Origin of the sequence: Amycolatopsis sp. NPDC051716 (genome assembly GCF_040681595.1) — a bacterium.
Classification (GTDB): Bacteria; Actinomycetota; Actinomycetes; order Mycobacteriales; family Pseudonocardiaceae; genus Amycolatopsis.
Genome location: NZ_JBFAZA010000015.1, coordinates 134889 through 159459 on the forward strand (window position 1 = coordinate 134889; position 24571 = coordinate 159459).

The 24571-nt window shown below is 66.9% G+C and carries 29 protein-coding genes; 1 reads left to right on the forward strand and 28 read right to left on the reverse strand.

Annotated features, from left to right (window positions below; genetic code table 11):
- Positions 1-289 precede the first annotated feature (289 nt).
- The 15 genes from AB0M30_RS22135 to AB0M30_RS22205 all read right to left on the reverse strand — a co-directional run bounded on the left by AB0M30_RS22135 (position 290) and on the right by AB0M30_RS22205 (position 10503).
- Positions 290-841, reverse strand: coding sequence for a hypothetical protein (locus AB0M30_RS22135; RefSeq protein WP_364586310.1), 552 nt, complete (start codon positions 839-841; stop codon positions 290-292).
- A 123-nt stretch (positions 842-964) separates the two neighbouring features.
- Positions 965-2209 carry a phosphoadenosine phosphosulfate reductase family protein gene (locus tag AB0M30_RS22140; protein WP_364586313.1) on the reverse strand — a complete coding sequence of 415 codons (1245 nt, stop codon included), beginning with the start codon at positions 2207-2209 and terminating at the stop codon, positions 965-967.
- Between the two features lie 116 nt (positions 2210-2325).
- Positions 2326-2592, reverse strand: coding sequence for a hypothetical protein (locus tag AB0M30_RS22145; protein ID WP_364586316.1), 267 nt, complete (start codon positions 2590-2592; stop codon positions 2326-2328).
- Between the two features lie 120 nt (positions 2593-2712).
- Positions 2713-3144: a hypothetical protein gene (locus AB0M30_RS22150; protein ID WP_364586319.1), complete on the reverse strand. Its 432-nt coding sequence runs from the start codon at positions 3142-3144 to the stop codon at positions 2713-2715.
- 114 nt (positions 3145-3258) lie between these two features.
- Positions 3259-3642 (reverse strand): hypothetical protein, encoded by a 384-nt coding sequence (locus AB0M30_RS22155; RefSeq protein WP_364586322.1) that lies wholly within the window; start codon positions 3640-3642, stop codon positions 3259-3261.
- A 30-nt stretch (positions 3643-3672) separates the two neighbouring features.
- Positions 3673-4488, reverse strand: coding sequence for a hypothetical protein (locus AB0M30_RS22160; protein ID WP_364586325.1), 816 nt, complete (start codon positions 4486-4488; stop codon positions 3673-3675).
- A 6-nt stretch (positions 4489-4494) separates the two neighbouring features.
- The gene (locus tag AB0M30_RS22165) at positions 4495-5058 is read right to left on the reverse strand and encodes a hypothetical protein (RefSeq protein ID WP_364586328.1); all 564 of its coding nucleotides are present in this window, start codon (positions 5056-5058) and stop codon (positions 4495-4497) included.
- 32 nt (positions 5059-5090) lie between these two features.
- Entirely contained in the window at positions 5091-5675 is a 585-nt protein-coding gene (locus tag AB0M30_RS22170) for a hypothetical protein (protein ID WP_364586331.1), read from the reverse strand.
- A 141-nt stretch (positions 5676-5816) separates the two neighbouring features.
- The gene (locus tag AB0M30_RS22175) at positions 5817-6245 is read right to left on the reverse strand and encodes a hypothetical protein (protein WP_364586334.1); all 429 of its coding nucleotides are present in this window, start codon (positions 6243-6245) and stop codon (positions 5817-5819) included.
- A 118-nt stretch (positions 6246-6363) separates the two neighbouring features.
- Entirely contained in the window at positions 6364-7320 is a 957-nt protein-coding gene (locus tag AB0M30_RS22180; protein WP_364586337.1) for a hypothetical protein, read from the reverse strand.
- The gene (locus AB0M30_RS22185; protein ID WP_364586339.1) at positions 7295-7828 is read right to left on the reverse strand and encodes a hypothetical protein; all 534 of its coding nucleotides are present in this window, start codon (positions 7826-7828) and stop codon (positions 7295-7297) included. The genes AB0M30_RS22180 and AB0M30_RS22185 overlap by 26 nt, the downstream gene beginning before the upstream one ends.
- Before the next feature lie 546 nt (positions 7829-8374).
- Positions 8375-8680 (reverse strand): hypothetical protein, encoded by a 306-nt coding sequence (locus AB0M30_RS22190; protein WP_364586341.1) that lies wholly within the window; start codon positions 8678-8680, stop codon positions 8375-8377.
- A 331-nt stretch (positions 8681-9011) separates the two neighbouring features.
- Entirely contained in the window at positions 9012-9785 is a 774-nt protein-coding gene (locus AB0M30_RS22195; RefSeq protein WP_364586343.1) for a hypothetical protein, read from the reverse strand.
- 55 nt (positions 9786-9840) lie between these two features.
- A complete protein-coding gene (locus tag AB0M30_RS22200) occupies positions 9841-10128 on the reverse strand; it encodes a hypothetical protein (protein ID WP_364586345.1) in 288 nt (95 codons plus the stop codon).
- Positions 10129-10149: 21 nt separating this feature from the next.
- Positions 10150-10503, reverse strand: a complete 354-nt coding sequence (locus AB0M30_RS22205) for a hypothetical protein (protein ID WP_364586347.1) — start codon at positions 10501-10503, stop codon at positions 10150-10152.
- Between the two features lie 1895 nt (positions 10504-12398).
- Between AB0M30_RS22205 and AB0M30_RS22210 the strand changes: the two genes are divergently transcribed.
- Positions 12399-12707 (forward strand): winged helix-turn-helix transcriptional regulator, encoded by a 309-nt coding sequence (locus AB0M30_RS22210; protein ID WP_364586575.1) that lies wholly within the window; start codon positions 12399-12401, stop codon positions 12705-12707.
- A 30-nt stretch (positions 12708-12737) separates the two neighbouring features.
- Here AB0M30_RS22210 and AB0M30_RS22215 read toward each other — a convergent pair whose 3' ends face one another.
- From AB0M30_RS22215 to AB0M30_RS22275, 13 genes are all read right to left on the reverse strand, one after another.
- Complete coding sequence (locus tag AB0M30_RS22215) at positions 12738-15764, reverse strand: BTAD domain-containing putative transcriptional regulator (RefSeq protein ID WP_364586350.1); 3027 nt, start codon at positions 15762-15764, stop codon at positions 12738-12740.
- A 108-nt stretch (positions 15765-15872) separates the two neighbouring features.
- Complete coding sequence (locus tag AB0M30_RS22220) at positions 15873-16310, reverse strand: hypothetical protein (RefSeq protein WP_364586353.1); 438 nt, start codon at positions 16308-16310, stop codon at positions 15873-15875.
- Positions 16311-16354: 44 nt separating this feature from the next.
- On the reverse strand, positions 16355-16810 hold the full coding sequence (locus AB0M30_RS22225) for a pilus assembly protein TadG-related protein (RefSeq protein ID WP_364586356.1): 456 nt from the start codon (positions 16808-16810) through the stop codon (positions 16355-16357).
- A complete protein-coding gene (locus tag AB0M30_RS22230) occupies positions 16807-17301 on the reverse strand; it encodes a TadE/TadG family type IV pilus assembly protein (RefSeq protein ID WP_364586359.1) in 495 nt (164 codons plus the stop codon). The genes AB0M30_RS22225 and AB0M30_RS22230 overlap by 4 nt, the downstream gene beginning before the upstream one ends.
- Complete coding sequence (locus tag AB0M30_RS22235) at positions 17298-17714, reverse strand: TadE/TadG family type IV pilus assembly protein (protein ID WP_364586362.1); 417 nt, start codon at positions 17712-17714, stop codon at positions 17298-17300. The genes AB0M30_RS22230 and AB0M30_RS22235 overlap by 4 nt, the downstream gene beginning before the upstream one ends.
- A 64-nt stretch (positions 17715-17778) precedes the next feature.
- Positions 17779-17964, reverse strand: coding sequence for a hypothetical protein (locus AB0M30_RS22240; protein ID WP_364586365.1), 186 nt, complete (start codon positions 17962-17964; stop codon positions 17779-17781).
- A gap of 50 nt (positions 17965-18014) precedes the next feature.
- Complete coding sequence (locus AB0M30_RS22245; RefSeq protein ID WP_364586368.1) at positions 18015-18908, reverse strand: type II secretion system F family protein; 894 nt, start codon at positions 18906-18908, stop codon at positions 18015-18017.
- On the reverse strand, positions 18905-19828 hold the full coding sequence (locus tag AB0M30_RS22250) for a type II secretion system F family protein (protein WP_364586371.1): 924 nt from the start codon (positions 19826-19828) through the stop codon (positions 18905-18907). Before AB0M30_RS22250 ends, AB0M30_RS22245 begins: the two co-directional genes overlap by 4 nt.
- Positions 19825-21138 (reverse strand): ATPase, T2SS/T4P/T4SS family, encoded by a 1314-nt coding sequence (locus AB0M30_RS22255; RefSeq protein ID WP_364586374.1) that lies wholly within the window; start codon positions 21136-21138, stop codon positions 19825-19827. The genes AB0M30_RS22250 and AB0M30_RS22255 overlap by 4 nt, the downstream gene beginning before the upstream one ends.
- A gap of 125 nt (positions 21139-21263) precedes the next feature.
- Entirely contained in the window at positions 21264-22103 is an 840-nt protein-coding gene (locus tag AB0M30_RS22260; RefSeq protein WP_364586377.1) for a chromosome partitioning protein, read from the reverse strand.
- Positions 22103-22810, reverse strand: a complete 708-nt coding sequence (locus tag AB0M30_RS22265) for an SAF domain-containing protein (RefSeq protein WP_364586380.1) — start codon at positions 22808-22810, stop codon at positions 22103-22105. The genes AB0M30_RS22260 and AB0M30_RS22265 overlap by 1 nt, the downstream gene beginning before the upstream one ends.
- Positions 22811-22927: 117 nt before the next feature.
- Positions 22928-23980 (reverse strand): hypothetical protein, encoded by a 1053-nt coding sequence (locus AB0M30_RS22270; protein ID WP_364586383.1) that lies wholly within the window; start codon positions 23978-23980, stop codon positions 22928-22930.
- Positions 23974-24564 (reverse strand): hypothetical protein, encoded by a 591-nt coding sequence (locus AB0M30_RS22275; RefSeq protein WP_364586386.1) that lies wholly within the window; start codon positions 24562-24564, stop codon positions 23974-23976. Before AB0M30_RS22275 ends, AB0M30_RS22270 begins: the two co-directional genes overlap by 7 nt.
- Between the last annotated feature and the right edge of the window lie 7 nt (positions 24565-24571).

Here is a 24571-nt window from a genome sequence, read left to right on the forward strand (position 1 = left end):
CTCCGTGCTTGCTTGGTGTGTCGTGGACAGAGAGTCGGCTCCCCCAGAAGAGCGAGATGCCGCACGTTGAACGGCCGTCGCAGCCATGTCCCGCGGGGAGTCAGTTGTCGGAGAGATCCGAAGCGGCGCCGGCCTGGCGTGCAATCACGGCTCACTGGGCGCAAGGAGCACGCCGTCCCACCGCCCAGAACGGTCTGGTCTGGCCGGCGGGACGGCAAACGCGGTTCGTTCAAGGGCCCACGGGGATCGCTTCGTTTCGCCCGATGCGGCCTGGCGACGGACTGGTTTGTCAGGCGCCGGCGTACTTGCACTGGACCATCTCGCCGTCGTGTTCGCCGGTGCAGGTGACGTCGGTGAGCGCACGGCTCTTGACGGTCAGCTTGCGGCGCACGGTTGCTTCGAGTTCGTCGATTGTTGATCCTTCCAACGCTTCGTGGTGCTCGCTGGGCTCGGCGAACATCGGTTGCCCTGGGAATGCTGCGGCCCACATGCGGAGGTACAGGCCGGCGGCTTCTGACCTCAGTGGAGTACGGAGGCTTATGTCGCAGCACATGCAGCACACTTCTGCGGCGGTGCCCTGTCGTGTGTCCGCGCCATTGGCGAGGCGTTCCAGGAGCTCACGGCAGTGGGATCGGTACACGAATTCTGTCTCCATGAGCTTGTGTGTCGCCTGGAGCAGAGGGAAGCTGTGGTACAGGACGTCACGCTCCGAGGGGTGTCGCTCCATCGCCTGGCGGACTTCGTCCGCGGTCCATTCCATTCCTCGTGAGATGCCTTCGACGAGACGCTGCACATCGCGCCACAGGTCCAGCACCGTGTCGTTGTTGGTTTTTTCGGGCATGACAAGGCCCCTTTCGTTTCCATGGTTGAACGTGAGCGTCAGGTTCCGTTCCAGTGGAGGGAGATCCACGGCCGCCATTTCCGTTCGGCGTTGCCGCTTCGGGCCGCCACGCTGAGCGGAGTTTCAGGCAATGCGCGGTGCGGCGCGGCGTTCGGTCTGGCTGTCCTCGCGAAGTTCGAGCCACACGGTTTGGTTGTGGCAGCGGTACAAGGCGCGCGGATCCAGCCAATCCGTGGTGCGGCCGTCGTCCGGCTTCACGCCGACGGCGGTCGACGCGCCAGTGTCGGAATCGTCCTCGGTGAACAACGTCCCGGTGCCGAGCGTGATCTCCTCGCCTACTTCCGGCGTGCTGGGAGCCAGGCCCCGGTAGAGATCTCCGCAGTGGCCAGAGCGGCGGGTGCGCAGTACGACCGCGACCAGCCGACCGCGTCGCCCGACCGGAGCGGACTCAAACGAGACGTAGTCTTCGTCGTCCGGCCCGGCGAGCAGGAAAACGCTGCCGTACCGGTCACTCTGCCGCTCGAACCTCGCCCACCACAGTTGACCTTCTCCTAGCGTGACGGTGCCGGTAGGTCCTGGCGCGGGCCCTACTGGGCTGGTCTGTTTCGCGGCGGTGATGATGTCCGCCATGGACAGGTCGTTGCGGAACCGGTGGCCGATCTCGGCTTCCAGTTCGGCGTACTCGGCGGCCAGTTCTGGGCGCAGTTGGGCAGCGCGCACGAGGTCCTTGCGGCTCGCGAGCACGCACAGCGAGCACGACAGCCGGCTCATGCCCTGGTCATATGCCGGGTGGTATGGAACGCCCGACGAGCGGATACGCTGCCATACCTGGGTTTCTGTCCAGTCGTGGATCGGCAGCCAGGTGTCGATGGTGCGCCGGCCGCTGCTGGCGGCCTCGTCGCGGCTCAGTTGCGCCTTCTTCAGTCGTGCTCGCGATTCCTCGGCGCGTAGGCCCATACAGTTGAGCACGCGTGCCGGCCGGGCCAGGTCGCCGAGTTCGGCGACGAGTTGCGTGATCAGTTTCCTTGCTGGGCCACGCTTCTGGTCCGAGGAGCAGTAGCGGGCTGAGGAGGACGGCCAACGGCCTCGGTGGCGGACCTGGTCGAGGAGCAGACCTTGCTCGCGGTGGCGTTCTTCGTAGCGGACCCCGTAGTGCTCGGCCTGCTTGCGTGCGAGTTCGCTGGTACCGGGCCACTCGACGTGGCCCAGTGCGCAGTGCAGAACGGTGATCCGGTCGAGCACTCCGGCGGTCTCGGCCAGGGTGCAGACTTCGTCGAGCATCGCTTGGGAGTCCTTACCGCCGCTGCTGTTGACGAGAATGACGTCATAGGCGGCGAGGTTCGGTAGTTCGGTGGTTGACGCGTGCATGAGTCACCCCTTCATCAACGTGACGACGGAAAAGGGTCCTGAGTGGACCGTGAGTTGCACCGGCGCGCCTATGCGCGGAGGTGAGAGCCGGGGCCAACGGCTCGCAATGAGGGTTGTCAGCCTTCGAAGGTGACGACGCCCTGCACGCAGATCCGCATTGGGACGGTGCTGTCCTTGTCGGTGCGCAAGAGCCATGGCTCGGTGTCGTCGAGATCGACGGAGACTCGGACCTGGCGACTGGCCGGGTCGACATAGAGCGCGACATGGACACCGGCGACCGTGATCGTCGGCCGTTCGTCCTCGTTCGTCATCGGCTCGAAGGTGGCTGCGCGGTTCGCGGTATCGGCTAGGGCACGCGGATCGACGTGGCTGCTGCTGTTCATGACGTTGTCCTCAGGGTGGATGAGCGGCACGTCGCTGCCGGTCCGCGCGGACGAGCAGCGACGTGCCGTGCGGGTGGTGGACGGTTCGGCCGCGGGTATAGCCGGGGAAGGCACAGGGGCTTAGCCGGCCGTGCCCTGGTCGCGCTGCGCCGTGGTGATGTCCTGGTGGTCCGTGCTGCGGTAGGTGGTGTCTCGGTCGGTCTCGGGCGTCCAGCCCAGTGCGGCGAGCAGGGGCCGGATGCCGGCCCACCAACCGCCAGGGAACCTCCGGTACACCCACTCGTCGGCGGTGTAGCGCTCTTCGTCGTCGGTGGGCCGCGGGATCACGATGGAGATGGGTCGGGCGCTGAACATGTCGATCGTGATCACGAGGGCGCGGAAAGTGCCGCCGGGCGCGGTGCCGATCGTGTTGGCGCTGGGTGCCGCATTGATCAGAGTGGTGTGGTACCGGGTGGCGTCACCGGGGGTCCACCATGCCCAGCGCGGGCGCTCTGTGGGGACGTCGATTTCGGCGATGAGTTGCCGAGCGTCGTGAATGTCGTTGGTAGCCATGGCAGTTCGAGGTCCTTCGAATGTGTTCAGCGCAAGACCGGCGCGAAGCCCTCCCGCACAGGTTTCTGGTACAGGAGAGGGCATCGCGCCGGTCTGGGTTGGCTGGCGGTGTGGTCAGGTATGGCGGTGTCGCCGGATCGCGTGGTCGACGGCGCTGGTGATTGCGTTGCCGTTGGTCTGCGGACTCGCGTGGTGGTAGAGCGGCCAGGACCAAAAGCAGTCGCGGCCGTCGCAGTAGATGCGGACGTGTCCGTCGTCGTTTTCTTGGAGTACCAGGGGAAGTCGGTGCCGTTTGGGCTCTGACGTCCGGTGCTTGCAGTCCCGCACGGTAAGGCGGGATCCATCCTGGAAACCCACGTCGACCCCGCGCTCGGCGAGATGCTGCACGACGTGGCCAACCAGGTCTTGCGCGTTGACCTTGCCAACGGCCGAGCCGGGCCGGGCAGGGTTTTCGAGGTAGGTGTAGATCAGGTCTTCCAACGTCTCGACCAGAATCATCGGTGTAGCCCCGTTCCTGAGTGTGCTCGGTTAGCGCCAGTTGCTGTATTCGCGGTTCCACCGGGATTCGACCTTGGGCGCCAGCTCGGCGCGGAGGTCGTCCTCAGTGCGGCCGTGCTTCGCGGCGAGAGCGGCCAGGATGAGCCGTGCGTCCTCGTGGTGTTCGGCGATGCTGTCCCGGTGGTACGCGACGTTGACCCTGGCCAGGTGCCGGGCATAGGACAACGCGTCGGCGTAGTTGCGGCGCGCGGTGAACTCGGTGTCGATCTGCCCGTATTTCGTGGTGCGCAAGGGTGTTCCATCCGGCGCGGTGATCGCTTTCGCGGCCTTGGCCTTCGCGCGTTCGGCCTTCTCCGCTTCCCGCGCGAGCTGCTCCGGAGTCTTGATCCGGCTGGGCCGGTTGCGGACTTCGACCGGCGCGCTGGGGTAGCACTCGGTGCACGCGGCCTTGCCAGCCAGGTCGACGATCTCGGTCTCGTCGTGTCCAGAAAGCTGGGTGAGCCACGCGAACTGGGTGGTGGCGAAGCAGGTTCGGCACTGCGGTGTGCGGTGTACGTGGCCGCCGGTGTTGAGGACCAGCCAGGCGCGGGTCCAGCCGCCCCGGCGTTCGAACTCCGCTTCGAGCGGACGCGCTGCTGTCTCACACTCGGCGATGGTCTGGCGGGCCTGCTCGATTCGAGGCTCCAGCTCGGCCGCGTACTCGGTCATGCCGTCTTCCAGCAGGCTCCGGTGGCGCTTCCTGAGTCCGCGGAGCGTGCTTTCGGCCTTGCCGTTCTCGATGTCGAGCCGAGCGAGTTCGACGTCGATGTCGCTGGGGGTCGCGGTGGTGGGGTCGTCGATGGGCATGGGTGTTCACCTCGCAGTGGGTACGGGTTCGGGCCAGGTCGTGTCGGCCAGGCGCGGTTGGGGGAAGGTGTTGCCGGTGCGCCAGGCCCGGATGGCTGGCGCGAATTCGCTGGTCACGGCGCGGTCGAGATCGCGGATGTCGATCGTGGGTCGGCCGTTGCGGCGGGCGTCGGCCCACAGGTCGAGGACCTTGGTGAGGCTGTCGGCCAGCACGGCAGTCAGCGCGGTGGCCGGATAGTCTTCGGCGACCGCGGCCAGCAGGCCGGTCACTTCGGTCAGCGGCATGCCGGGTGTGGAGTAGCTGTCGAGCTGGCGGACCGGCAGGGTGACGAGGTGCTCGGGTCCGGACTGCGCGCCGGCCAGGGTGACGGTGCCGAGGTGGACGTCAGCGCCGAGTTGGAAGACGTAGACCCAGAACCCCTCGCGGGTGGTCGCGCGGGTGAGCGACTGACGCGGTAGCCGGCGTTCCCGTGCGAGGTCCAGTGCCTTCGCCCGGTTCGCGGGCGCGATCAGTACGTCGTCGAGGTCGGCCCGTGACAGGTCCAGCCGGTCGAAGAATTTCACGAACATCGCGGCACTCCTTTCCTTGTGGTGGCGTGGTTTCACGCGGTGAGCGAGGCCAGCGCGCGGGGTGGCAGCGCGGTGGTGGTCCAGCCGTAGAGGTCGAAGACCTGGCGGGCGTGGGTGCGGCAGTAGAGGTCGAAGGCGCCGCCCTGGCCGGCGTGGGTGGCGCGGCGGTGGCAGTAGCGGGGGCCGCGGCCGTTGCCGAACTCGGTTTGCCAGGTGCACACCCGCAGCCGGTGCACGCCGATCACCAGGCCGGGGCCGCCGTTAACGCCGATCCAGCGGCCTCCGTCGAGGTCGGTGGCGTGCCAGACGTACCGGGTCCACATCCCGCCGGACGGGGTGTAGGTGCGCCGGCCGGTCTGCCGGGTATCGGCGGGGTCGATTGTGGCCAGGTGTCCGCCGGGCCAGGTGGTCAGCGCGTCACCGTCGGTGGACACGTAGGCGACGAACGTGGTCGCGCGGGTCATCGCCACGCGTTCGCGTTCGTCAGAGCACGGGTAGCAACTCGTGGCGCCGGTGCGCGGGTCGATCACACTGCCGGTGCCAACCGTGTCCGGGGTGGCGGTGTGGCCGCAGTCGAGAACATCCGCCTTGTCGGCGGTTGAGGAGGTGGTGGTCATGGCGGCGTCGGTCCTTTCCAGCCGGAGGTGATGCAACGGAGGCGCGCAAGGTCGACTCGCCCGGTCGGTTTGGCGAGCACGCCGGACCGGATCAAGGCGAGGTCGACCGTCGCGATGGCGTTATGCGATGAGGTGATGCGGTTAGGCGAGCAGCCACCGGCGAGACGCAGGCGACTCCTGGCAGGGGTCGAGGTGGCGCGGGTCGGCGCCTTCACGGGTACGGCGGGCGACTACGAACCACCAGCGCAGCAACGCGCGGACTGCGCGGACTCGGCTTGGCGCGTTCGGCAGGAAGTAGACGAGTCCGCCACCGTCGAGGAGGTGAGCGCGGTCGCGGTAGGCGGTGGGTGCCCATCGGCCGCGTGTTCGGACGAGTCCACCTGTGACGCTGACGGGCTGGCGAATGCCGTAGTACTCGGCGGCGCGTTCGTCGATGGTGACGATGTGGACGGTGTGGCCGCCGGTGGCGTCCACGATCTGAGTCAGGGTCGCCGTGCCGTCGCGGGAGTCGCGTCCGTTGACCGGCAGCGTCACGACGGCGGTGGTGTGGGCGTTCGTGGTGTTAGTCATGGGAAGGCGTCTCCTTCGGGACGTGAGCAACGCGCCGGTGGGTGGCGGGTGTCGGCCGGCGCGCAGCCGACACCCGTCGTGGGACCTCGTGCGTGGGGGTGGATCCAGTGATCACTTGTCAGCGGTACTGACCGGTGATCTGGACGAGGTGCGCCATGTCGACGACCGGACCGGCCCAGTAGCGGACGTGGGCGGGTTCGTTGCCGATTCCCCAGACGTAGAGCCGGAAATCGGGGTCGCTCGGGCATGTCCACACGGAGGTGTTGCCGGTTCCGTTGGGCGTGCGGACTCCGAATTCGTCGCACCGGTCGATGTCGCTCGCGGACCACGGACCGGCCTGGAGGTGTGCGAACACCCGGACATACGGGGCGTCGAACGGCACGGTGTGCGCTTCCTGCCGGGCCGTGACCCACTCGGCCAGCGCCGAAGCGGACAACGATCGGGCGGAGGTGATCACGGCGCGCATGGCGTCGACGCTGGTGAGCCGGCCGTGATCGCTGCTGTCTCCGTATGCCAGGGCAGTCGGTCCGGTGAACCACAAGGTGATCCATTGCGGGCCCCGGTGCCAGCCGCGGGCGTAGCCCCGACGGTCGCCCATCTCGCTGATCGGGATGGGCGGCAACGTGCCGTCCAGGCCCCGGTCGGGGCGAGGCGTCCACTTGTGCGCGCGGAGATCGTCGTCCACGGTCGGGTACAGCATGTCCGTGGTGCGTGCGCCCGCGTAGCCGTGTGCCGACCTGCTTAGGCTCTCCGCCAAGCCGTTCATCCGGCCGGTGACGTTGCGCAGGCCATGTACCGGCATGGGTTTCGAGCTCAGAGCGTCGTCGGCCAGGTCGGCAACCTGGCACCGGAGTTCGCCCGCGCGCGCGGCCAGCTCGGCGAGGCTGGCGGCCTGCACGCGGTTGATCGCTTCGAAGGAATCGGCACGTGCGCGTTCCCGCACGAGCTCGGCGCGCAGCGCGTCGACGGTGATCGAGTGGTCGTCGGTCATGGTGGTACTCGCTTTCGTCGGTCGGTAAGGGCGAATTCCGGAGGTGATGAAACGGCGGTCAGTGTTCGGCGAGCACGCGGTCAAGTTCGTACAGGAAGTAGTCGACGTCGGTGTCCGGGCGCATGGCGTCGCTGGTCGGTGCCGAGTCAAAGTCGTCGACGTAGTCGGTGTGGTCGCATTCGCAGCAGTCCGGCGCGGTGGCCGGAAACAATTCGCTCCCGACGTTCAGGTAGGAGGTTTCGAGCGCGCGATCACGGAACGTCGATGCGGTGTAGGTGGCGATCTTGGTCACGACACGCGCGGCCGGGAATCGGGCGAATAGCTCGGCCAGCACGTCGTAGTGCGTGTGCCAGCACGCGGAAATGGTGCGGCGCCTGCCTTTCGGGCCGGTGCCCTTGCCGAACGCGGACGAGCTTCCCTTGGCGCCCAATCCGGTCGTGTCGTTCGCCCGGAGCGTGAATGTCGCGCGGGGGCCGGCGCCGTTGGTGCGGTCTTCCCCCGTGCGGACGGTGATGTTTCCGTCGTACAGAGCGTCGGACACGTCGCGCACGACGCGGTGAATATCGATGAAAGACACGCCGTACACGAACATGGTGATCTCCTTTGCTCATTCGGGAAGTGGTGTCGATTGCGTGCGCGCGGATGAGTCGAACAATCCGCAACGGGACCCCCGTTGCAACCATTGCGCGCTGTCAGAGCTGCGCGACGCCAGCTACCCAGTGGGCGCCGAACGTGCTGCTGACCGATACGGAATTTCCGGCGCGCGGACCGGAACGGGTGGTGTCAGATCCATGAATCCACGCGACGGACCGTGGTTCCGCACTTCGCAGCGACATAGTCAGCCGCATCCGCAAGCGTCGAGAATCGGTAGCGGTATGCGGACAGTGGTACGGGTGCCCATGCACCGCCGGTCGATTCAATGCGCCACCGTCCACGTGGTGCACGTTCGCAGGCGACGAACGCACACCCGTCACGCGTGAAAGCAGCCGCGCTGTCAGCGTCCTGTTCGCCGTAGGTGTCGTCACTCATGACGTAGCCGTCCTGGGCGTACTGAAAGTGGAGCTCGACGTCCGTGGCGACGTCTGTCGTGGTTGGCATGTTCTCTCCCGTGATCGTGACCAGAATTGGTTGAAAGGGGTTAGTCCCAGGCCCAGCCGGGTTGAAATTCGTCCGGTAGTTCGGCGAACGTCCATGCGCCGAAGATGCGGTAGTGCCCGGATCGCACGCGAACGTGCGCACGCGGCACGCAACCCGACGGCCTGAACGTCGTGCGCTCACCACGGCGGTAGGCGCCGCGCTCCGCCGTGACCACCACCGTGATGTGTCCCCATGACGTGTAGCCGGTCACTTTTGCCGGCACGAGTCCCGAAAAGCTGTCCAGGAAAACGAGGTCACCGGGTTTAATCACGGTGACGCGGATACCGTTGGTTTGTGTTGCGTTCATTGGTGAACCCTCGCTAATCGCGTGTAGGTGTCGGATCGGGTGGTTACCGCGTGCGGCTGTTACCAGTCGCCGAATGTGCAGACAGGCGCGCATTTACCGGTGGCATGGGGTCCGTCCGGTGCGAAATGCGCGCGGCGCGCGAGTCGGTCTTGCTGTTCGTCGCGCTCGCGGTCTTCCCTGCTGCGCATTCCTGCCCATACCACGGGTGCCGCACCGGCGAGAAGCTGATCACAGCGGGGGCAGCCGGGAGTTTTGCGCCCGAAGACGGGCCCGCCGCACGTGTGTTTCACAACGGTTTCCATGATCGCGCCTTTCACTGCGAGGCGAGCCGTTAGGCAGCCGATTGGTAGCCAGTTCCGGGGCATGTCGCCAGTTCCGGAAAGTGGTTGGCTCGGAAGTCTTGCCAGGCGTGTTCCGAATTTGCGCGCGCCCGGTTGCGGCCCTTGTCAAGGCGGTTGGGGCCGCGCTGCTGTTCGGCTTGCTGGTTCAGCCGTTGGCGGACAAGCCACGTCACGGCCTGAACCTGGTGTGCCGACACCCGGTCACCCGAGGGACCGGAGATCATTTCCGCGGCACGGTGGTACTGACTGACCACGTGGTCGTAGTGCCGACGGCTGATCGAACCGTCACGACGCTTGAACCCTTTGAGGGGTGCAGAGTCGTATTCGTCTGAACTGAGTGCGCGACCGTGCGCGACGGACAGCGCGTGCCGATCGATGACAACTCGCGGGTCATCCGGGTCTTTGTCTCCGCCGTGCTCAATCAGGTGTGCGAAGTCGCGGATCTTCGGGCCGGCGAGGATGTCTTCGTATCGTTCGCCGGACAGCAACCGGTTGGCCGCGTGTTTCTGGGCGGCAGATGCGAATATCCCGGAGCCCGGTCCGCCGATCCCTTGTCCCTCTCGGAGCACGCGAGCGGCATTGAGTACGTTCCCGATCCAACCTTGCTGGGGCGAGTAAATCGCGAGCATTCCGGCGCCGAGATGAGCGTCACCGTTGGCGATAACCATTGCCACATGGTGTGCATCGAAATACCAGCGCATGCCCTGGGCTATTTCGTCGGGTGCGGCCTGTTCCCAGTGCCACACGATGTTTTCGTGGCTCACAGGGTGAGCCTGGAAAAATGGGTGATCACTGGGGGTAAGCATGGCTATCAGATCCTTACGTTTGGTTCACGCTCACCGGCGAGTCGTCCCACAAGCGGAACCATTCCGCTACGGCGGTACGCTCGCCGGCCGCCCGTACGTATTTGTCCAGCGCGAGCAATTCGCGTCGCACCTTTCCGACGTCCAACTTCAGCAACTCGCGCGAGATCTCGTCTCGCACGCGGTCAAGGTCAACCGCACCCGATGAGGTCAGGGAATACAGAGCGGATGACATACCGCCGTGCCATTCGGACGCGACGCGTCGCGCTTGCCCATCACTGATCAATGCGACTGTTGCACTCATGGTGTCCACCCCTTTTTGGAGTTACGCGGCAACCGCAACGGACACGGATTCCATTGCGGAGAAATCGAAAATGGCGAGCTGATGGGTTTCCCGCGCGAGGGTCATTGCTTCGGACAAGTTCGCTGTCACGACGGAAACGTCAAGGTAGACACGGCCGGTGTCAGGGTCACACCAACCGCCGAGAACGCGACCGGACAGCGTGAGAGCGTCTTTTGCGCGTGCGATGTACTCGTGAAGGTCATTGCTGGTCACGCGACGGTCGAAAACGTGTTCGTGTTCCGGGTGCACGGCTACCGCGTAGCCGGTGCGAACGTCCGAACCGTCGCTAGGGTCGACAGAAAAACCGCCGTCCGGAACGGACAGAGCGTCCGCCATAGCGCTAATTCGGGCGGACCAATCAATCAGAGTCATAGTCATGTCGGCACTCCGTTTCGTGTGTGAAAAGTGGTTGACTGGCAGCGATTCAGGCCAGTTGTGAACTGGTATCAAAACGCGCAACCCTCACCGTGGTGAGATCTCCGCAAAGGGGACACATCCTGTATCCGGGCAATACGGCACTACTCACGGGGTGAGGGTTGCGAGTTTCGATAGCACATTCCCTGAATCTTTAATCTCTGTTGGGATAAGCCGTTATGTCTAGTGCGCAATGCAGGGAACCATGCCCGTACGGGTTTAGCGTGCTATGGGCAGGCGAGAGCGACGCTCTCAAGCCAGAGAAGCCCAATTTCGGCAACCGCCTAAAACAACCCCGAACGCCCACGCATTGTGACGTTTTTCGGTGCTAGACCACCATTGACTTATCTTGGGGACACACCTGTGGCAGGCATGCCATTTATGCGCGCTTCTCCGCTTTATAGCAAGAGCTTTACGTAGTGAAGCTGCAAGCGCAGTTACTACACATTCCAGACTAGAAATGCGCGTTTGGCTACGCGTCGTTCTTCACGCTGCTCTGCACGGTTTCGCTGCTGTCCGCACGGCCCAAGCCGTTGCCCGCGCTTTACGGGACTACCGTCTTCTGAACACCCGGAAGGAGGTACTCACCGAATCGGAGAACTCGCAGGGACACCGTGCCCCGGTCTTCGCCCTCTCGATCCGATGTGTTGACTTCCTGATGTGGAGTCGACATGTAGAAGTACACACCTTGAGTCCACACTTTTCAAGACGTAGAGCTCCTGTCGTTACCGTTCCGTGACCTTCTGGGGAGAAACCCGCTGGTCAGAGCTGCGCAGGGTCGCCGGCCCCGTCTGTACTGACTGCCAAAAGAAGGCAGGGAAGAGCCACAGCGACCGGCACGGCGGAGCCCGGCGACGCGACCAGCGACCGGGCAGCTCGTTTGATGCCAAAGTTTTCGGATTTCAGGCGGCAGAATTGCCCAGATCGGGAATTGCAGGAGATTCGATACTTTGAATCTCGGCCAATGCAATTCAACCGGGAAGAAATCTCAACACATGAGATTGGTTGACGGGCATTGAACTCGCACTTGTCAAGAGGTAAGCAATAATTGAAAGCAAATTGACGCACGAGTCGCATTTCGGGCGCCGTTGATCACAGGCCGAGCAACGGCCGGGAACACGACTGGGGGAAGTGTGTGGGAGGCGGCCTGGCAGCGCTCGGCCGGCGGAAAGTGGGGTACGGGGAGATGGTGACCATCGCAGTCAAGGCGACCACGGAGTCAAGAGGAACGGCAGGCGACCACCCACCCAAGTCGACTGTTCATATGCCTGCCGGCGACCGAGTCGGGCGTTGCATCGGTAGGGTCTGCGGGCCGTGTGACCAGGCGCTTCGCGACACAGAGGGGCTACTGCTCTAACAGGCATGTGGATCGGACTGTCGAGCGGTAGGTTGCCAGGACCCTACAAGTCACTCACTGAGAGTGCTGTTGATCTACCAGTCCGTCACTCGATGTGGTGACGCTCGCTCGTCCTAAGTAGAAATACGCTGCATCGGGTACCCCGTCTGGCGTAGCGTTGACAACCTTGACACTGATCACGCGAGGTACCGATGACGAGTAAAAATTGTACGCCCTCTGGCCAGAAAGGAGGCGATTCGAATCTTTGAATCTTTTGGCTCACCTGCGCTGCGGGGGCGGGGTGGAGGTGAGCCTTCACGAACGAATGTGGAGTGTGTGCATGGTAACGGGGGACGCTAGGTATCTACAGCGGTCGCGGGATATCCGCCACCTGCTAGCTGGGGACTGGATCACGCACATTATGGTGGCGTTGAGTGCGGGGCCGCTGCATTACAACGAGCTTCATGCCGCCATTCAAGATATGACCACGTATGACCCATGGACGGGGACCGAGCGTCGGATCCAGAGCCGGGCGTTGAGCCGGACCTTGCGGCGCATGGAGACCTCCGGCCTGGTCGACCGGTTCGAGGAGCAGATGTTTCCGCGGTCGGTGGTGTACTCGCTGACGCCGGCGGCGGCGGACCTGCTGACCAGGGCGCGACCGCTGATCGACTGGGCGGACGAGCACATCGAGCTGATCGAGCGCTTGCAGAAGTCGCAGTCGAAAAGCCAGGAGCCTCCGGCGCAGATGCTGGACGGCGAGCCTCCGCACGACGATTTGCCAGGCTGACGGGCTGTTTCGGCATGCCGGGCGTTCCGCTCAGCTGGCGGCGGCGTTGTCAGTCGGGAGCGGCCGGCGGGTGCTTCCTCGGCGTTGAAGGAAGTCGGCCAGGTTGAGCGTGTCTCCGCTCGGGGGTTGGCCGATTTCGTCGAGTGTGGCGGTCAGGAGTGCGAGGGTGCGTGGGATGGCGGCGTACTGGCCGAGGCGCGCCTGGGTGCGGATGATGTCGCGGTAGACGCCTTCGTTGTATCGGTCGAGCTTGCGGGTGCGTTCCAGCAGCGTGAGCATCGTTTCCGGGTCGGTGTCGCCGTGGGCGCGGATCAGGGCGCCGAGCGCGTCGAGGACGTCGCGGCGGATGGACTCGCGGAAGGGCTCGGCCCAAGGGACGAGCAGGTCTTCGGCGAGGTCGCCCTTGTAGAGCTCGATGGCGTCGTGCAGCTGCAGGAGGGCGTCGCCGCCGGTCGGGCGGGGTGCCTGCAGGGCGTGCTGGAGGTGCCAGAAGTCGACGGTGACCAGGTCAGGGTTGAGCTGGTAGCGGCCGTCGTCGTTGAGGACGACGTTGTCGAGGGCGCCGTCGGTGGCGTCGCTGAGTGCGCGACGCAGCATCGAGAGCGTGTTGTGGAAGCTGTTGTACGGCCGCGGTGGCCGGCTGTCGGGCCAAACCGCTTCGTTGAGGACTTCGCGGCGGACGCCTTGGGGATGCAGCGCGAGGTAGACGAGCACTTCGCGCTGCTTCGGTGTGAGTGTGCCACCGAGCTCGCGTTCGCCGCTGTCGTCGTAAAGGGCCAGGTAGACGCGACCGAGTACCCGCACGGCCAGCGGTCGCCGCGGCGCCAGTTGATCCTCCACCACCGGCTTCGACCGGTTCTTGGTCCGTGTTGACGAGTCGTCGGCAAGCTCCACGTCGTCGGCGGCGGTGCCGGGCTCATCGCCGCCGCCTGCGGGTGAGACCGGTACCGGGTCAGGCGGCGGTTGGACGTCCACGGGGACGGCGTGGACATCCAGCACCTGCAAGCTCGGCGTCGGCGCGACCGGCTGGTTGTTGTGCGGGTCCGGCGGACGGGTCGATTCGAGCTGCGTCATCTCCTCCACCGAGCGCTGCTCAGGCACCGGAGCCTGCACGATCCCGTGGTCGTCCTCGGCGACGTCCGCGAGCGGCCCGTCGTCATCACCGGCAGCGCGGGGTTCGAGGTCGAGGCCCGGTATGTCGGGGGGGTCTTCGGCGTCGTGGAGCAGGGTGAGCAACGCGGTGGTGTCGGCGGCGGGCAGGGTGAACAAGCGAGTGCCGATGAGTACGTCGCCGAGGCCGGGGCTGGTGGCGCTGACGGTGCCGTCGGGGCGGACACGGACGGTCGCGCCGGGCCGCCACTGACCGAGCAGGATGCCGGCCAGGCCGAGGGTGGAGCCATTGTCGAGGACGGCCTGCAAGCGGCGTTCAGCGTGCGGCGCCGGGCTGGCGAGCAGCACGAGCGAGGCCGGAGTGGGCTGGGATTCGGTCTCCTCGATGGCATGGCGGGTGCGGGTCAGCAGGGCCGCTTCCATCTCGTCGAGGGCAGCGTCGAGGGAATCGACCACCAGGACGGTGGATGGCAGATGCTCGACCTGCGCGCCGTCGAAGACCAGGTGCAGGTCCTCGGCGGGGATGATCACGCAGATGCTGCCGCCGGGCTGCTGCTCGGCGAGCAGGTGCAGCAGGAGCGCGCGGGCGGCGTCCGTGGCGCCGGGCCCGGCCAGACCAAGCCCGCGGGTGCTGGTGAGGTTCAGTGCGAGTTCGCTTCCACCTCGAACGCCGACTCGCGCTGGAACGGGTACTGGTTCGTCGTCGGGTTCGAGCGCGCCGCCCGCGGTGATGTGGATCCGCGGTGGAGCGGGCGCGAGGTCGACGAACTCCACGTCGTCGGCGCGCAGGTCGTCGTCGTGGTCGTCGTGTGCGGTGCGCAGTGCGCGGACCACGGGCGCGATCGGACGCTGCAGGTCAGCGCGGTCGCCGCTGCCGACGCGGTAGCGACGGCGCCGCCACATCCTCGCCGACACCGAGGCTGCAGTGACCAGGCCGGCCAGGCCGAGGCTGACGAACACCCCCGTCATCAGGTCCAGCCCTGGTTCGGCCTGGTCTGTGCCGTGCTGGTCGGCTTGATCAGTCGCGGCCGGAGCCTGCGTGGTCGGTGCCGGCTGCGTCGAGGGCGGCGTGGTAGGCGCCGTGCTGGTCGGAGGGGCCGATTGCTCGGGCGGGACCTGTGGCGGTTGCTGGCCCGGCGCTGGCTCGTCGACCGGGGCGGGGATGTAGGCGGTGATCTTCCAGCCGGGCCGCACCAGATTGGGGTCGGTGAGTGCGCGGCCGTCGGGCTGCTCGACGCCGCGGTTGAGTTGGAACAGCTCGGGCCACCGGCTACCGCCGCCGGGGCCGTAGACGCGTTCGGCGACCCGCCACAGGCTGTCGTAGATCCCGTCCTGCGGGAGCCGGACTTCCTCGGTGGCCTGCACCGTCCCCGGCGGGGCGGGCGCCGCTCGATCGATCACCAGGGCGGTGTGCTGCACGAGCGGGGCCTGCCGGGCCAGCGTGTGCACGGTGGGACCGGGTGTCAGGGGCGCGGTCACCGCGACCGGCGCGAAGTCGCTCGTCAAGGCCGCGGCGGCCGACGTGGGCACCGTGTACAGGGTGCGGCTGCCGAGCAGGGTCAGCACGATGGTGCCGATCAAGGCCGCAGCGAGCCCGTGAAGCGGGCCGGGCGGGCGGACCTGCGGCCAGGTGATCCCGCGCGCTGCGTCGAGGGTGCAGCGCAGGACGTCGATGGCGAAGAAGAACCAGACGATCCAGCACAATACGGCCAGCGTGTTGAGCAGGAACTGCGGGTTCATCGGGTTGAGCAGCGTCGCCTGGATCTCGTCCCAGGTCGGCACGTGTCCGGGCAGGGGCCAGCCGACGAAGTGCACCAAGGCCCAGGGCAGGCCGGCCACGAGCGCGAGCAGGACGACGGCGGCGAGCAGGCCGCGCAGGACTCGGCCGACGAACCGGAACGTGCCGGCTGGCGTCCACGAGGTGTGGCGGCTCGTGGCCGGTGCCAATTTCCTGCGTGTGTGGTGTGAATGTGCGGTCACGACGTGCTCAATTCCTTGGCAGTACCGGGTTTCGGCTCGATGTGCGCCTGCCTGGCGAGAAACGACCAAGCGAGGTCAGGTCACTTCCGCAGGAACACGCGCATCCGCGCCCGCGGGCGCGGACCGAGGTTCGGCGGGCTCCGGCACCGTCGCTGTCGGTCCGGACGTCTTTGCCGTCGCCGTCGGCGGACCTTGGCCCGTCTCGGTCTTCGCAGCGGCCGACGCGGGCGCGGACTTCTTGCGTTTGGTGCGCGTGGTCTTCCGGCCGTTGAGCCACCGGTCCAGGTCAGCAACGGGTACGTCGGTGAACTTCGCCAGTTCGTCGGTGCCGATCACGTCGTTGGACTCGGCGAGTACGTCACCGAGTTCTCGCTCGACATCACTGAGTTGCTCGGCGATGGCGGCCCGGCGTTGCGCGAGTTCGCCGACCCGCTTCGCCGCGGCGGATCGCTTCGCGGTCGTGGTGCTGTCGTTCTCTTCGACGCGATGTTCGATCTCTTCAGGTGTGGCCATCCTGGTCTCCTTCGTCGTTGGCCTGCGTTGAGGGCGGGGCGTGGTCATGGCAGGACCCCAGAGATTCCGCGCTGTGGCTGGGCTTGGCCGGTCGCGGTGACCGTGATCGAGCCGATGCCGATCAGCGGGAGCAGCTGCGTCGATTGGCTGACGGTGACGGTGACGTTGACCGTGTTGCCGGCGACGGAGACGGTGCCGGTGTGGCCTGCGGCGGCGAGGTAGTTGCGTGCGGCGGTACTGGCTTGCTGCGGTTCCAGGCGCAGGGCGCCGTTGGCGCGGTAGGCGGTCAGATCGATTTCCTGGGCGCCGGCCCGAGCGGCTTCCTGGGCCTCACCGAGAGCACGCACCTTGGCGGCCAGCGCGAGTCCGCCGTCGAGCACGAGGCCGGCGAACAGCAGGACCGCGGTCACGATGATGACGACGAACGCGGTGACCCTGCCGCTCTGGTCCTCACGAAGTCGGCGCAGTGCGAGGCGGCGAGACGGTGTTGTGGAGCTCATCCGGTGCCTCCTGCCTGCGCCACGGTGCTGCCGCGCCACACGTCTACTGGCGAGGAGAAGCTGGATTCGAACGTTCGGGAGCCTGGGACGCCGAGCATGGTCAGGTCACCCAGACCGACACTGCACGAGACGGTGACGGTGACCGTCGAGCCGGGCTTGAGCCCTTGGGTGTCGGTGGAAACCGTGAGCGACTGGCAGGTGATCCCGGCAGAAGCCAAAGCGGCGCTGGCTGTCGTCTGGGCGTTCGCGGTGGCCTGCGACGGCGTGCGGGCCAGGGTGGCTGCACGAGCGGCTTGGTGCGCGACGTCGTTGATCCGCAGTTTCGTGTCGGCGAGCCGGCCGCACAGCACCACGAACAACAGCAGCAGAATGAGCAGCGGGGTGAGTAGGGTGAGCTCGGCCGCGGCGGAGCCACGTTCATCGCGGCGCAGCATGCTGAGCCGTGCACGCACGGGGTGGACGAGCCTGCGGGGCTTGAAAGTCGCGTTCATGGCGCGGTCCCCGCAGCGGTCGGCGGGGTAAATTTCTCAATGGGCCCAACGGCTTCGGCGTGAACCGTGAGGGTCATGAACGGGATGACGCTGGTCGCCGTTCCCGTGATGGTGACCGATGCTTGGGTGTTTCCCCGCTGGGCGTTGACCGCACCTCCCTGCAGTGGGCCGCTTCCCAGTTGCGCCAGGATGCGTTGCCCTTCGGTGTTGCCTGCGGTGGCGCTGCCACCGGACACCCGCGCTGCGGAGAGCGCCTCGGATGCAGCAGCTTGGGCGATGTGGGTGGCGTGCATGTACAAAGCGAACTGGGCGATGAGCAGAATCAGCAGGAGCAGCAAGGGCGTGGCGATGACGAGTTCGACCGTTCCAGCACCCCGCTGATCGTGTCGTAGCCGACGCAGCGCGGCGCGCACGCGCGTCCTGTGTGGACGCTCGCCGGTCGTCAGCGCTCCGTTTCGAGGCATTGTCGTCACCGGCCTACAAGTTGATACCGTTGGCTTTTTGGGTGACCTTGATGACGATGATCGCGATCACTGCGATCGCGAGCGCCGCCAGCAGAGCGGTGACCACGACAGCCTCGGTCGAGTAGCCGCCCTGGTCGTGACGCAGTCGCTCCAGCTCGGCACGAACTCGGGCGATGAGGATCTGGACTTCGGTAAACATCAGCTTCTCCCCTGTGGTTCGGGGTCCGTTATGGACTGTTCTTGTGGAACTCAGAGACCTCCCAGCACCTGTGCGAGTGCGGGAAATCCAATGAAGACAAGGAATCCACCGAATAGCATCACCACGGGTAGGCTCATGCGTTCGGTGGCCGCTTGGGCATCGCCTTCGGCGTCGGTGAGTTCGCGAGTGCGCAACGCGGCGGCTTTGGCCGCGAGGCTGGCGCGCACGCGGGCGCCTTCGGTGCCGGCCAGGCTGACCGAGGCAGCCAGCTCGGACAGCTGGTGCACATCGAGTTCGGTGCCGAGTTGGCCTAGGGTGGACCAAGGCGTGTTGCGGGTGAGCTTGGCGGTCACCAATGCGCGGCGAATCTGCTGGAACGCCCAGCCTTTGCCGATACCGACCGCGTCAGAGAGTGCTCCGTCGACTCCGGCTCCGCCGGCCAGCAGTACCCGGATCAGGTTGAGGTAGGCCGACAGCGCGTGCCGGAAGGTGGAGCGTCGCCGCTCGGCTTCCTGCCGGACGCTGATGTCCGGGAGCAGGAAGCCGCCGAGGGCGAAGATGAGGCTGGCGATGGCCGGAACTTCCCACCCCAGACTGACATCGGCGACCACGAGCAGGAGCTCCATCAGGATCGGCAGCAGCAACCCGGTCAGCGCCAACGTGGCCTGCTCGGCCAGGTGGTGCTCGATGCTCTTGCCGGTGACGGCGAGGTCGTTGCGCAACTTGCGGTTGGGCAGCCCGAGTGCGGCCAGCGGCTTGATGAACGGCTTGCCCACACGCAGGGCCCAGCCGTCGGAGTCCGCGGCGAGGATCGGCGGCGGTGCCGGTGTCGCGTGCAGCCGGTCGACCAGAGTTCGAAACGGTGGCCGGGGCGGGAAGATGTAGACCACCAGCGCCCACAACCCGACGCCGAGCCCAGCGCCCCACAGCAACGCACTGATCATGACGACGCCCCCTTTCCGGTGAACAGGTCATCGACGTCGAGATCGGCGTCGTGCGGCCGGATCGTGCCCAGCTCGGTCAGGAACCTTTCTGGCTCCCGCATGCGCGCAATCCCTGCCAGCCAAGCAAAAGCTGCGACGAAGAGCACTCCGACGATCAGGAGCATGATCTGACCGAACGCGGTGTTGTACGGGGCGAGGTAGCCACGGTTGAGCAGCACCAGGCCGACAGCGAAGGACAGCGTGGTGATCACGATGACCCGCACGCTGGTCTTGGTGCGGGCGCGGCCGGCTTCGACGCGCATCCGCATCGACGCCTGCTCGCGCGCCTCGCTGGCCAGTTCCCCGAGCAGGTCCGCCAGCTGCCGGGCTTGGTGCTCGGCGGCCAGCACGAGCGCGGAGATCACCAGGTCCGCTGTTGGGTCGCGCAGCTGCTCGGCGAGGTTGCGCAGCGAGGGTGCGAGGCGTTCGCCGCGTTCCAGCCGGACGGCCAGCTCGGTGATCTCCTCGCGGATCGCGGCTGGGCAGGCCGGGGCGGTGGCGAGGATGGCCTGTTCCAGGCCAGCCGCGGCGACGAGCGTGTCGCGCAGCATCTCCGTCCACCCGGCGATCGCCTCGATGCGTTCGAGGTGGTGCTTGTGGTCGGTGTTCGAGCCGAGGATCCGCGGCAGACCCACCACGGCCACGACAGTCAGGATGGCGCCGACCACCCAGCCGGTGATCGCGCCGACGGCCAGGCCGGCGAGCACGGCCACCACCAGCCAGCCGACCTGCTTGCGGTCGTGGTGGGCGGCCAGCCAGGCGCTCAGTCGCGACGGCGTCGTGGGGCGGGCGGGCCGGCCACGCAGGCCGGCCCAGACGAGCAGGATGCCGACGGCGAGGCCCGCGCCAAGCAGTCCGAACAGGGCGGCGGTCGTGGTCATGGCGTCCACCACCCTTCGCGCCGCTCGAACAGGTCTGGGTCGTAACCGGCATCCATGAGCAGGTCCACGGTGTCGGTGCGCAGCGGCGCGCCAGGCACAGCACGCAGGTCCGGGCCGGGCCGCCACACCTCATTGCTGATGATCTGAGCGCCGTCGGCGCCGACGACTTCGCGGATGGAGGACACCACGCGTTTACTGTTTTCGCCGCGGGGCTTGTCCAGGTGCACCACGAAGTGCAACGCCGCGGCCACCAACAAGTTGGTAGCTTCCATCGGCAGCCGCTCGGGGCCTTGCACGGCGTAGGCGGCGAGCTTGGTGAACGCGCCCTGGCTGCTGGAGGAGTGCAGGGTGCCCATGCTGCCGTCGTTGCCCATGGACATCGCGTTGCACATCGGGATGACCTCGGGACCGCGGACCTCGCCCACGATGACCCGGTCCGGGCTTTGGCGCAGTGACTGCCACACCAGGTCCGACAGGGAGACCGCGCCCACGCCTTCCAGATTGGGTTCGCGGGCCTGCATCGCGACCACGTCCGGGTGTGCTTCGCCGTCCTCGCCGAGGCCGAGCTCGAAAACGTCCTCGATCGTCAGGATCCGTTCCCACGACGGGATGGCTGAGGCGAGACCACGCAGCAGGGTCGTCTTGCCGATCGCCGTGCCGCCGGTGACCAGGACGTTGCGCCGGGCACGCACCAGCGCTTTGAGGAACGACTCCAGCGCGAGATCGATGGTGCCGTTCTCACGCAGCTCCGCCAGAGTGACACTGGTGAAGCGGTGTCGCCGAATCGACACCGACGGGCGCGCGGTGACGGCCATGACTGCGGAGACCCGCTCGCCGCCGGGCAGTTGGAAGTTGACGATCGGCGAGCCGCGATCGAAGCGGCGTTCTTCCACGCCGGATCGGGTTGCCAGATCTCGGATGAGCTCGATGAGCTCCGTGTCCGAACCCACCACGGGCGGCACCCGGCGTCGGCGGCCGTCGGCGTAGCGAACGAAGACGCGGTCGTAGCCGTTGATGTTGATGTTCTCGATCTCGGTGTCGGCCAGCAGCGGTTCCAGACCGGCCAGCCCGAAGACCTCGTCGAGCACGGCCGTGATCACCCGCTGCTCGACCTCGGGTCGCACCAGGTCGTGGGCTTGCCGCATCTCCGCCTGGGCATGTGCCTCGGCGGCGTCCTGCAGGATCGCCTCGGCCATCTGACGGCGAGCCACAGTCCCCATCGGGGCACGGCCGCTGCTTTCGTCGTCCCGAATGCGTTGGCTGAGCTGCGTGGACAGCTGGTCACGCAGGTACTGCCGCAGCCGGTCCACGGCGGCGGCCTCCCCGGCGGGTCGATGTGGAAGTTCTGCCGGGCCGGGCAGGTTCGTCGGGCCAGGTTGTGGGCCGGCTCCGTTCGAGGTAGTCGTCAGGTGCGGCTCGCCGAGTCCGGGTCGGGTCATGACGTCGCGCCGTTCCGGGTTTGCGGCCCGAGGGGTTGCAGGGCCGCGCCGGAGATCTGCTCTCCGGGCACCGCCAGCCGCAGGTGCGGGGCATGGGTGCCGCCGTTGTTGGTGGCGTGCCAGTGCGCGAAGGCGTTCAGCGCGATCTTGGCGGCGGCGCGCCCGAGCGCGGACTTCGCCGGGCTGTGCCGGCCGTTGCCGTGCCCGCACAACACGGCGGCGCCCTTGTCATCGCGGGGAACGCGGCCCATCACCGGGATACCCATGACCTGGGCGACCTCAGCGGTCGGGTAGCCGTCGCCGACGAGCACGAAGCACGGCTTCGCCGACCACCGCTGGGCGGCCTGCAGTTTGAGCGCGACGTGCGCGAGTTCGTCGTCGTGTGGTCGGGCGACCAGCAGCATCGCGTCGGCGCCGCGGATGATCGGGAACGCGGGCGAGTCGGGATCCACCCGGCCGCAGTCGACGATGACCGTGGTCTCCGGCTGGTCGGCTGCCCTGCGCATCGGCGACGATGCGCCCGGAGCCAGCACCGACAACGCGGCGCGGGCTTGTTCCGCGCCGACCGGCCCGAGCACCACGCGCAGGCCACCTGGCAGGAGCTGCGTGTGCTGGGCGAGCAGGTTCGGCTCGGAGCCGCCGCGGCCCCGTGCCGCGGCGGCAAGGCTGACCAGCCCTGGTGACTCGGGCAGCCGGAAGCGGGCCATCAGGTCGCCGCCGGCTGGGTCGGCCTCGACGACAATCGGGTTCTCCTGTCCTGGCCACCTGGCGCCGAGGGCGGTGGCCAACGTGGTGACGCCGGGCGAGCCCTTGAGTGAACAGACTGCGATGAGCATCAGCGGCCACCTCCCGCGATCGCCACCAGGCTGAGTTGCCCGGCCGGAGCGGAGGCCAACGCCCGAGCGTCCGTTTCGGACAGTTGCAGAGAGACCACGGTGGTCTGCTCGGTTTCGCGCGTGGCGATTCCGGTCACCACCGCGGTCCAGGACGAGGTCTGTCCGTTCGAGGTTCCGGTCGTCGTGCCCTGGCCCGGCGTGGTGAGCACTGCAACTGTGGTGCCGGGTGCCAGGTCGGGCGGGAACTGTCCGGGCTTCAGCCCGACAGCTGCGATTGCCTTGCCCTGCAAGGGAATTTGTGGGGCACCGAGGACCGATCGGGTCACCAACGAACCGGCGGGCAGACTGAACGCGACCGGTTGTCCCACCACGGTGGACGCCGCCGATGCAGACATCACGTCCATTCCGGAATCAGACGCCATGCTGACCTGCTTGAGGTCCTGCGCGGTGAGGATTTGGCCCACCGCAACGGGACGAGCCAACGCCAGCACGCTTTCCCTGTCTCCCAACTGCATTCCGGCGAACACGCCGCCCGCGGCGCACACCACGACCAGCAGGACACCGAGCAGCAGGTAAGGCACGCTGCGCCGCCGGCCTCCGCCGCTCAGGCGTGAAGGAGCCTTGCCGTCACGGCCAGCCCACGCGTTCGCCGACGTTCGATCCTTCGCCGTCGTGTCCGTGCTAGTCGAACCTGCGGTAGTGGTCACCACCGACCTCCTTCAGGCATGACGCCATAGCGACGCGTCGATCTGGGTGGTCGACGTGCCTTCCGTAACAGGGTGTTTCGTTGTGGACACCCGCCCTCGTGGGGCGGGAGGTTTAGTTCAGCCGGTGGCGATGCCCTGGCTCTCCGCCACGCGGAACGCGGCATTGCCGGTCGTGGTCATGCTCGGGAACGTGCCGCCTTGGCCTGCACCCGACCAGGTCACGATCCAGTTCACCGTGGCGGACACGGGGAACGCCTCAGCGCGCTGCCCGGCCGAAGAGGTGCGGTAGGTGTAGCCGCAGTCCGGCGACGCGCTCTTCGGATTGCCCCCGGCGGGGAACTGAGAACCCGGACCGGTACAGGTCACCGAACCGCCGTCACCCATCGACCAGGTCACCGAGGTCGGCTTCGCGACCGCGGTCACCGAGACACCCGGCACCGCCGCGGTTGCCGACACATCGCCCCAACTGCTGGGGTCCAGCCACATCCAGGTCGGCAAGCTGACCAGCTGATCGCCTGCCGGGTTCGCCTTGATCTTCGGAGTCGGCAGCCGCAACTGATTGCGCGCCTGCGCCGCGAGTTCAGCAGGGGACGGCAGCGGCGCCGGACCGGGTTGGCCATCGGCAATCCAGACCGGCGGACGGTACAGCGCATCCGCGAATCCGGGCCCCGTGCACTTGTAGACGTACCAAGCGCCCGAGGGCGGCTGGGCCTGCGCGGGCCGTGGCTGCGCTACCGCGAACTGCGCGGTGGCTGGCGCGCTCTGCGGCCGGTACACCGCGGGCACCGCGGGCACCGCGGGGACCGCACCCGACTTCGGCGGAACGTGGAAGGCCGCCGGCTGCGCACCGCCAGGCGCCGGGCCCTGATAGCCGCTGCGCTCGTATCCGCATTGGGCCAGGTTGTTTTTCCCACCGATGATCGTGTCGCCGTTGGCGTTGGCCTGCCCGGTACCGGGATTGTTCTTCCCAGGGTTGCCCGGCTTGCTGTTTCCGTTGCCCTGGTTACCGTTTCCATTGGTGCCGCCCTTGCCCGCGCCGAGCTCGCAGCCGGGGTTGGGATACTGGCTGCAGTCGGTGAATCCCCAGCCCCCATCAGCGAATGCGGGTACCGCGGTCACCACGAGCACGGCCGCGGACAGGCCGACCACGACTCCTAAACGTTTCAACACGAGCCCACCCCCTCCACTGCGAAGCGGGTGACCCTCCACGTACCGTCCTGCTGCTTCTTGACTTCCGCGGTGATCGAGCGTCGCCCGCCCGGTGTGTCGTTGACCAACTGGCCGTTCTTGTACTTCAGCCAGCCGCTGTCGTCACCACAGTCCGAGATCATGACTGTGGTCGGGTTGTCTTCCGGATCCACTTTGGACACTTGGGGATTGGTCTTCGGCGCACCCTTGGTCACGACACCGTTGAGGTTGTCGGTATACAGGCTGCGATTGACCACCCCGAGCGCATCGCCCGTCGCGTACTTCGCGAGCTCTGGCGACTGCCAGTCCCCGGTCTCGCCGGCCTTGGCCATCTGCCGCCACATTCCCGTGTAGGCAGCCGTCGCCTGCTGACGCGCGCTGTCCGCCGGAGAAACCGGCGACGGCGAAGCGCTGCTCGGCGACGAAGAAGTTGTCGCCCCAGTCGTGCCCCCAGGCGTTGGCGACGAGTTCGAACTGCAGGCCGTCAACGTCAGCGCCGCGAGTCCGATGACAACCAGTCCCGCCCTGCGCCGGCCGTTGCGGCCGTGTACGTTGCCGTCGACCACGTGCACC

Bases quoted from the DNA above. Each gene is read 5' to 3' on its own strand.
- AB0M30_RS22135 (WP_364586310.1), bottom strand. From the start codon at position 841: ATGCCCGAAAAAACCAACAACGACACGGTGCTGGACCTGTGGCGCGAT.
- AB0M30_RS22140 (WP_364586313.1), bottom strand. From the start codon at position 2,209: ATGCACGCGTCAACCACCGAACTACCGAACCTCGCCGCCTATGACGTC.
- AB0M30_RS22145 (WP_364586316.1), bottom strand. From the start codon at position 2,592: ATGAACAGCAGCAGCCACGTCGATCCGCGTGCCCTAGCCGATACCGCG.
- AB0M30_RS22150 (WP_364586319.1), bottom strand. From the start codon at position 3,144: ATGGCTACCAACGACATTCACGACGCTCGGCAACTCATCGCCGAAATC.
- AB0M30_RS22155 (WP_364586322.1), bottom strand. From the start codon at position 3,642: ATGATTCTGGTCGAGACGTTGGAAGACCTGATCTACACCTACCTCGAA.
- AB0M30_RS22160 (WP_364586325.1), bottom strand. From the start codon at position 4,488: ATGCCCATCGACGACCCCACCACCGCGACCCCCAGCGACATCGACGTC.
- AB0M30_RS22165 (WP_364586328.1), bottom strand. From the start codon at position 5,058: ATGTTCGTGAAATTCTTCGACCGGCTGGACCTGTCACGGGCCGACCTC.
- AB0M30_RS22170 (WP_364586331.1), bottom strand. From the start codon at position 5,675: ATGACCACCACCTCCTCAACCGCCGACAAGGCGGATGTTCTCGACTGC.
- AB0M30_RS22175 (WP_364586334.1), bottom strand. From the start codon at position 6,245: ATGACTAACACCACGAACGCCCACACCACCGCCGTCGTGACGCTGCCG.
- AB0M30_RS22185 (WP_364586339.1), bottom strand. From the start codon at position 7,828: ATGTTCGTGTACGGCGTGTCTTTCATCGATATTCACCGCGTCGTGCGC.
- AB0M30_RS22190 (WP_364586341.1), bottom strand. From the start codon at position 8,680: ATGAACGCAACACAAACCAACGGTATCCGCGTCACCGTGATTAAACCC.
- AB0M30_RS22200 (WP_364586345.1), bottom strand. From the start codon at position 10,128: ATGAGTGCAACAGTCGCATTGATCAGTGATGGGCAAGCGCGACGCGTC.
- AB0M30_RS22205 (WP_364586347.1), bottom strand. From the start codon at position 10,503: ATGGCGGACGCTCTGTCCGTTCCGGACGGCGGTTTTTCTGTCGACCCT.
- AB0M30_RS22210 (WP_364586575.1), top strand. From the start codon at position 12,399: ATGACCACGTATGACCCATGGACGGGGACCGAGCGTCGGATCCAGAGC.
- AB0M30_RS22220 (WP_364586353.1), bottom strand. From the start codon at position 16,310: ATGGCCACACCTGAAGAGATCGAACATCGCGTCGAAGAGAACGACAGC.
- AB0M30_RS22225 (WP_364586356.1), bottom strand. From the start codon at position 16,810: ATGAGCTCCACAACACCGTCTCGCCGCCTCGCACTGCGCCGACTTCGT.
- AB0M30_RS22230 (WP_364586359.1), bottom strand. From the start codon at position 17,301: ATGAACGCGACTTTCAAGCCCCGCAGGCTCGTCCACCCCGTGCGTGCA.
- AB0M30_RS22240 (WP_364586365.1), bottom strand. From the start codon at position 17,964: ATGTTTACCGAAGTCCAGATCCTCATCGCCCGAGTTCGTGCCGAGCTG.
- AB0M30_RS22245 (WP_364586368.1), bottom strand. From the start codon at position 18,908: ATGATCAGTGCGTTGCTGTGGGGCGCTGGGCTCGGCGTCGGGTTGTGG.
- AB0M30_RS22250 (WP_364586371.1), bottom strand. From the start codon at position 19,828: ATGACCACGACCGCCGCCCTGTTCGGACTGCTTGGCGCGGGCCTCGCC.
- AB0M30_RS22260 (WP_364586377.1), bottom strand. From the start codon at position 22,103: ATGCTCATCGCAGTCTGTTCACTCAAGGGCTCGCCCGGCGTCACCACG.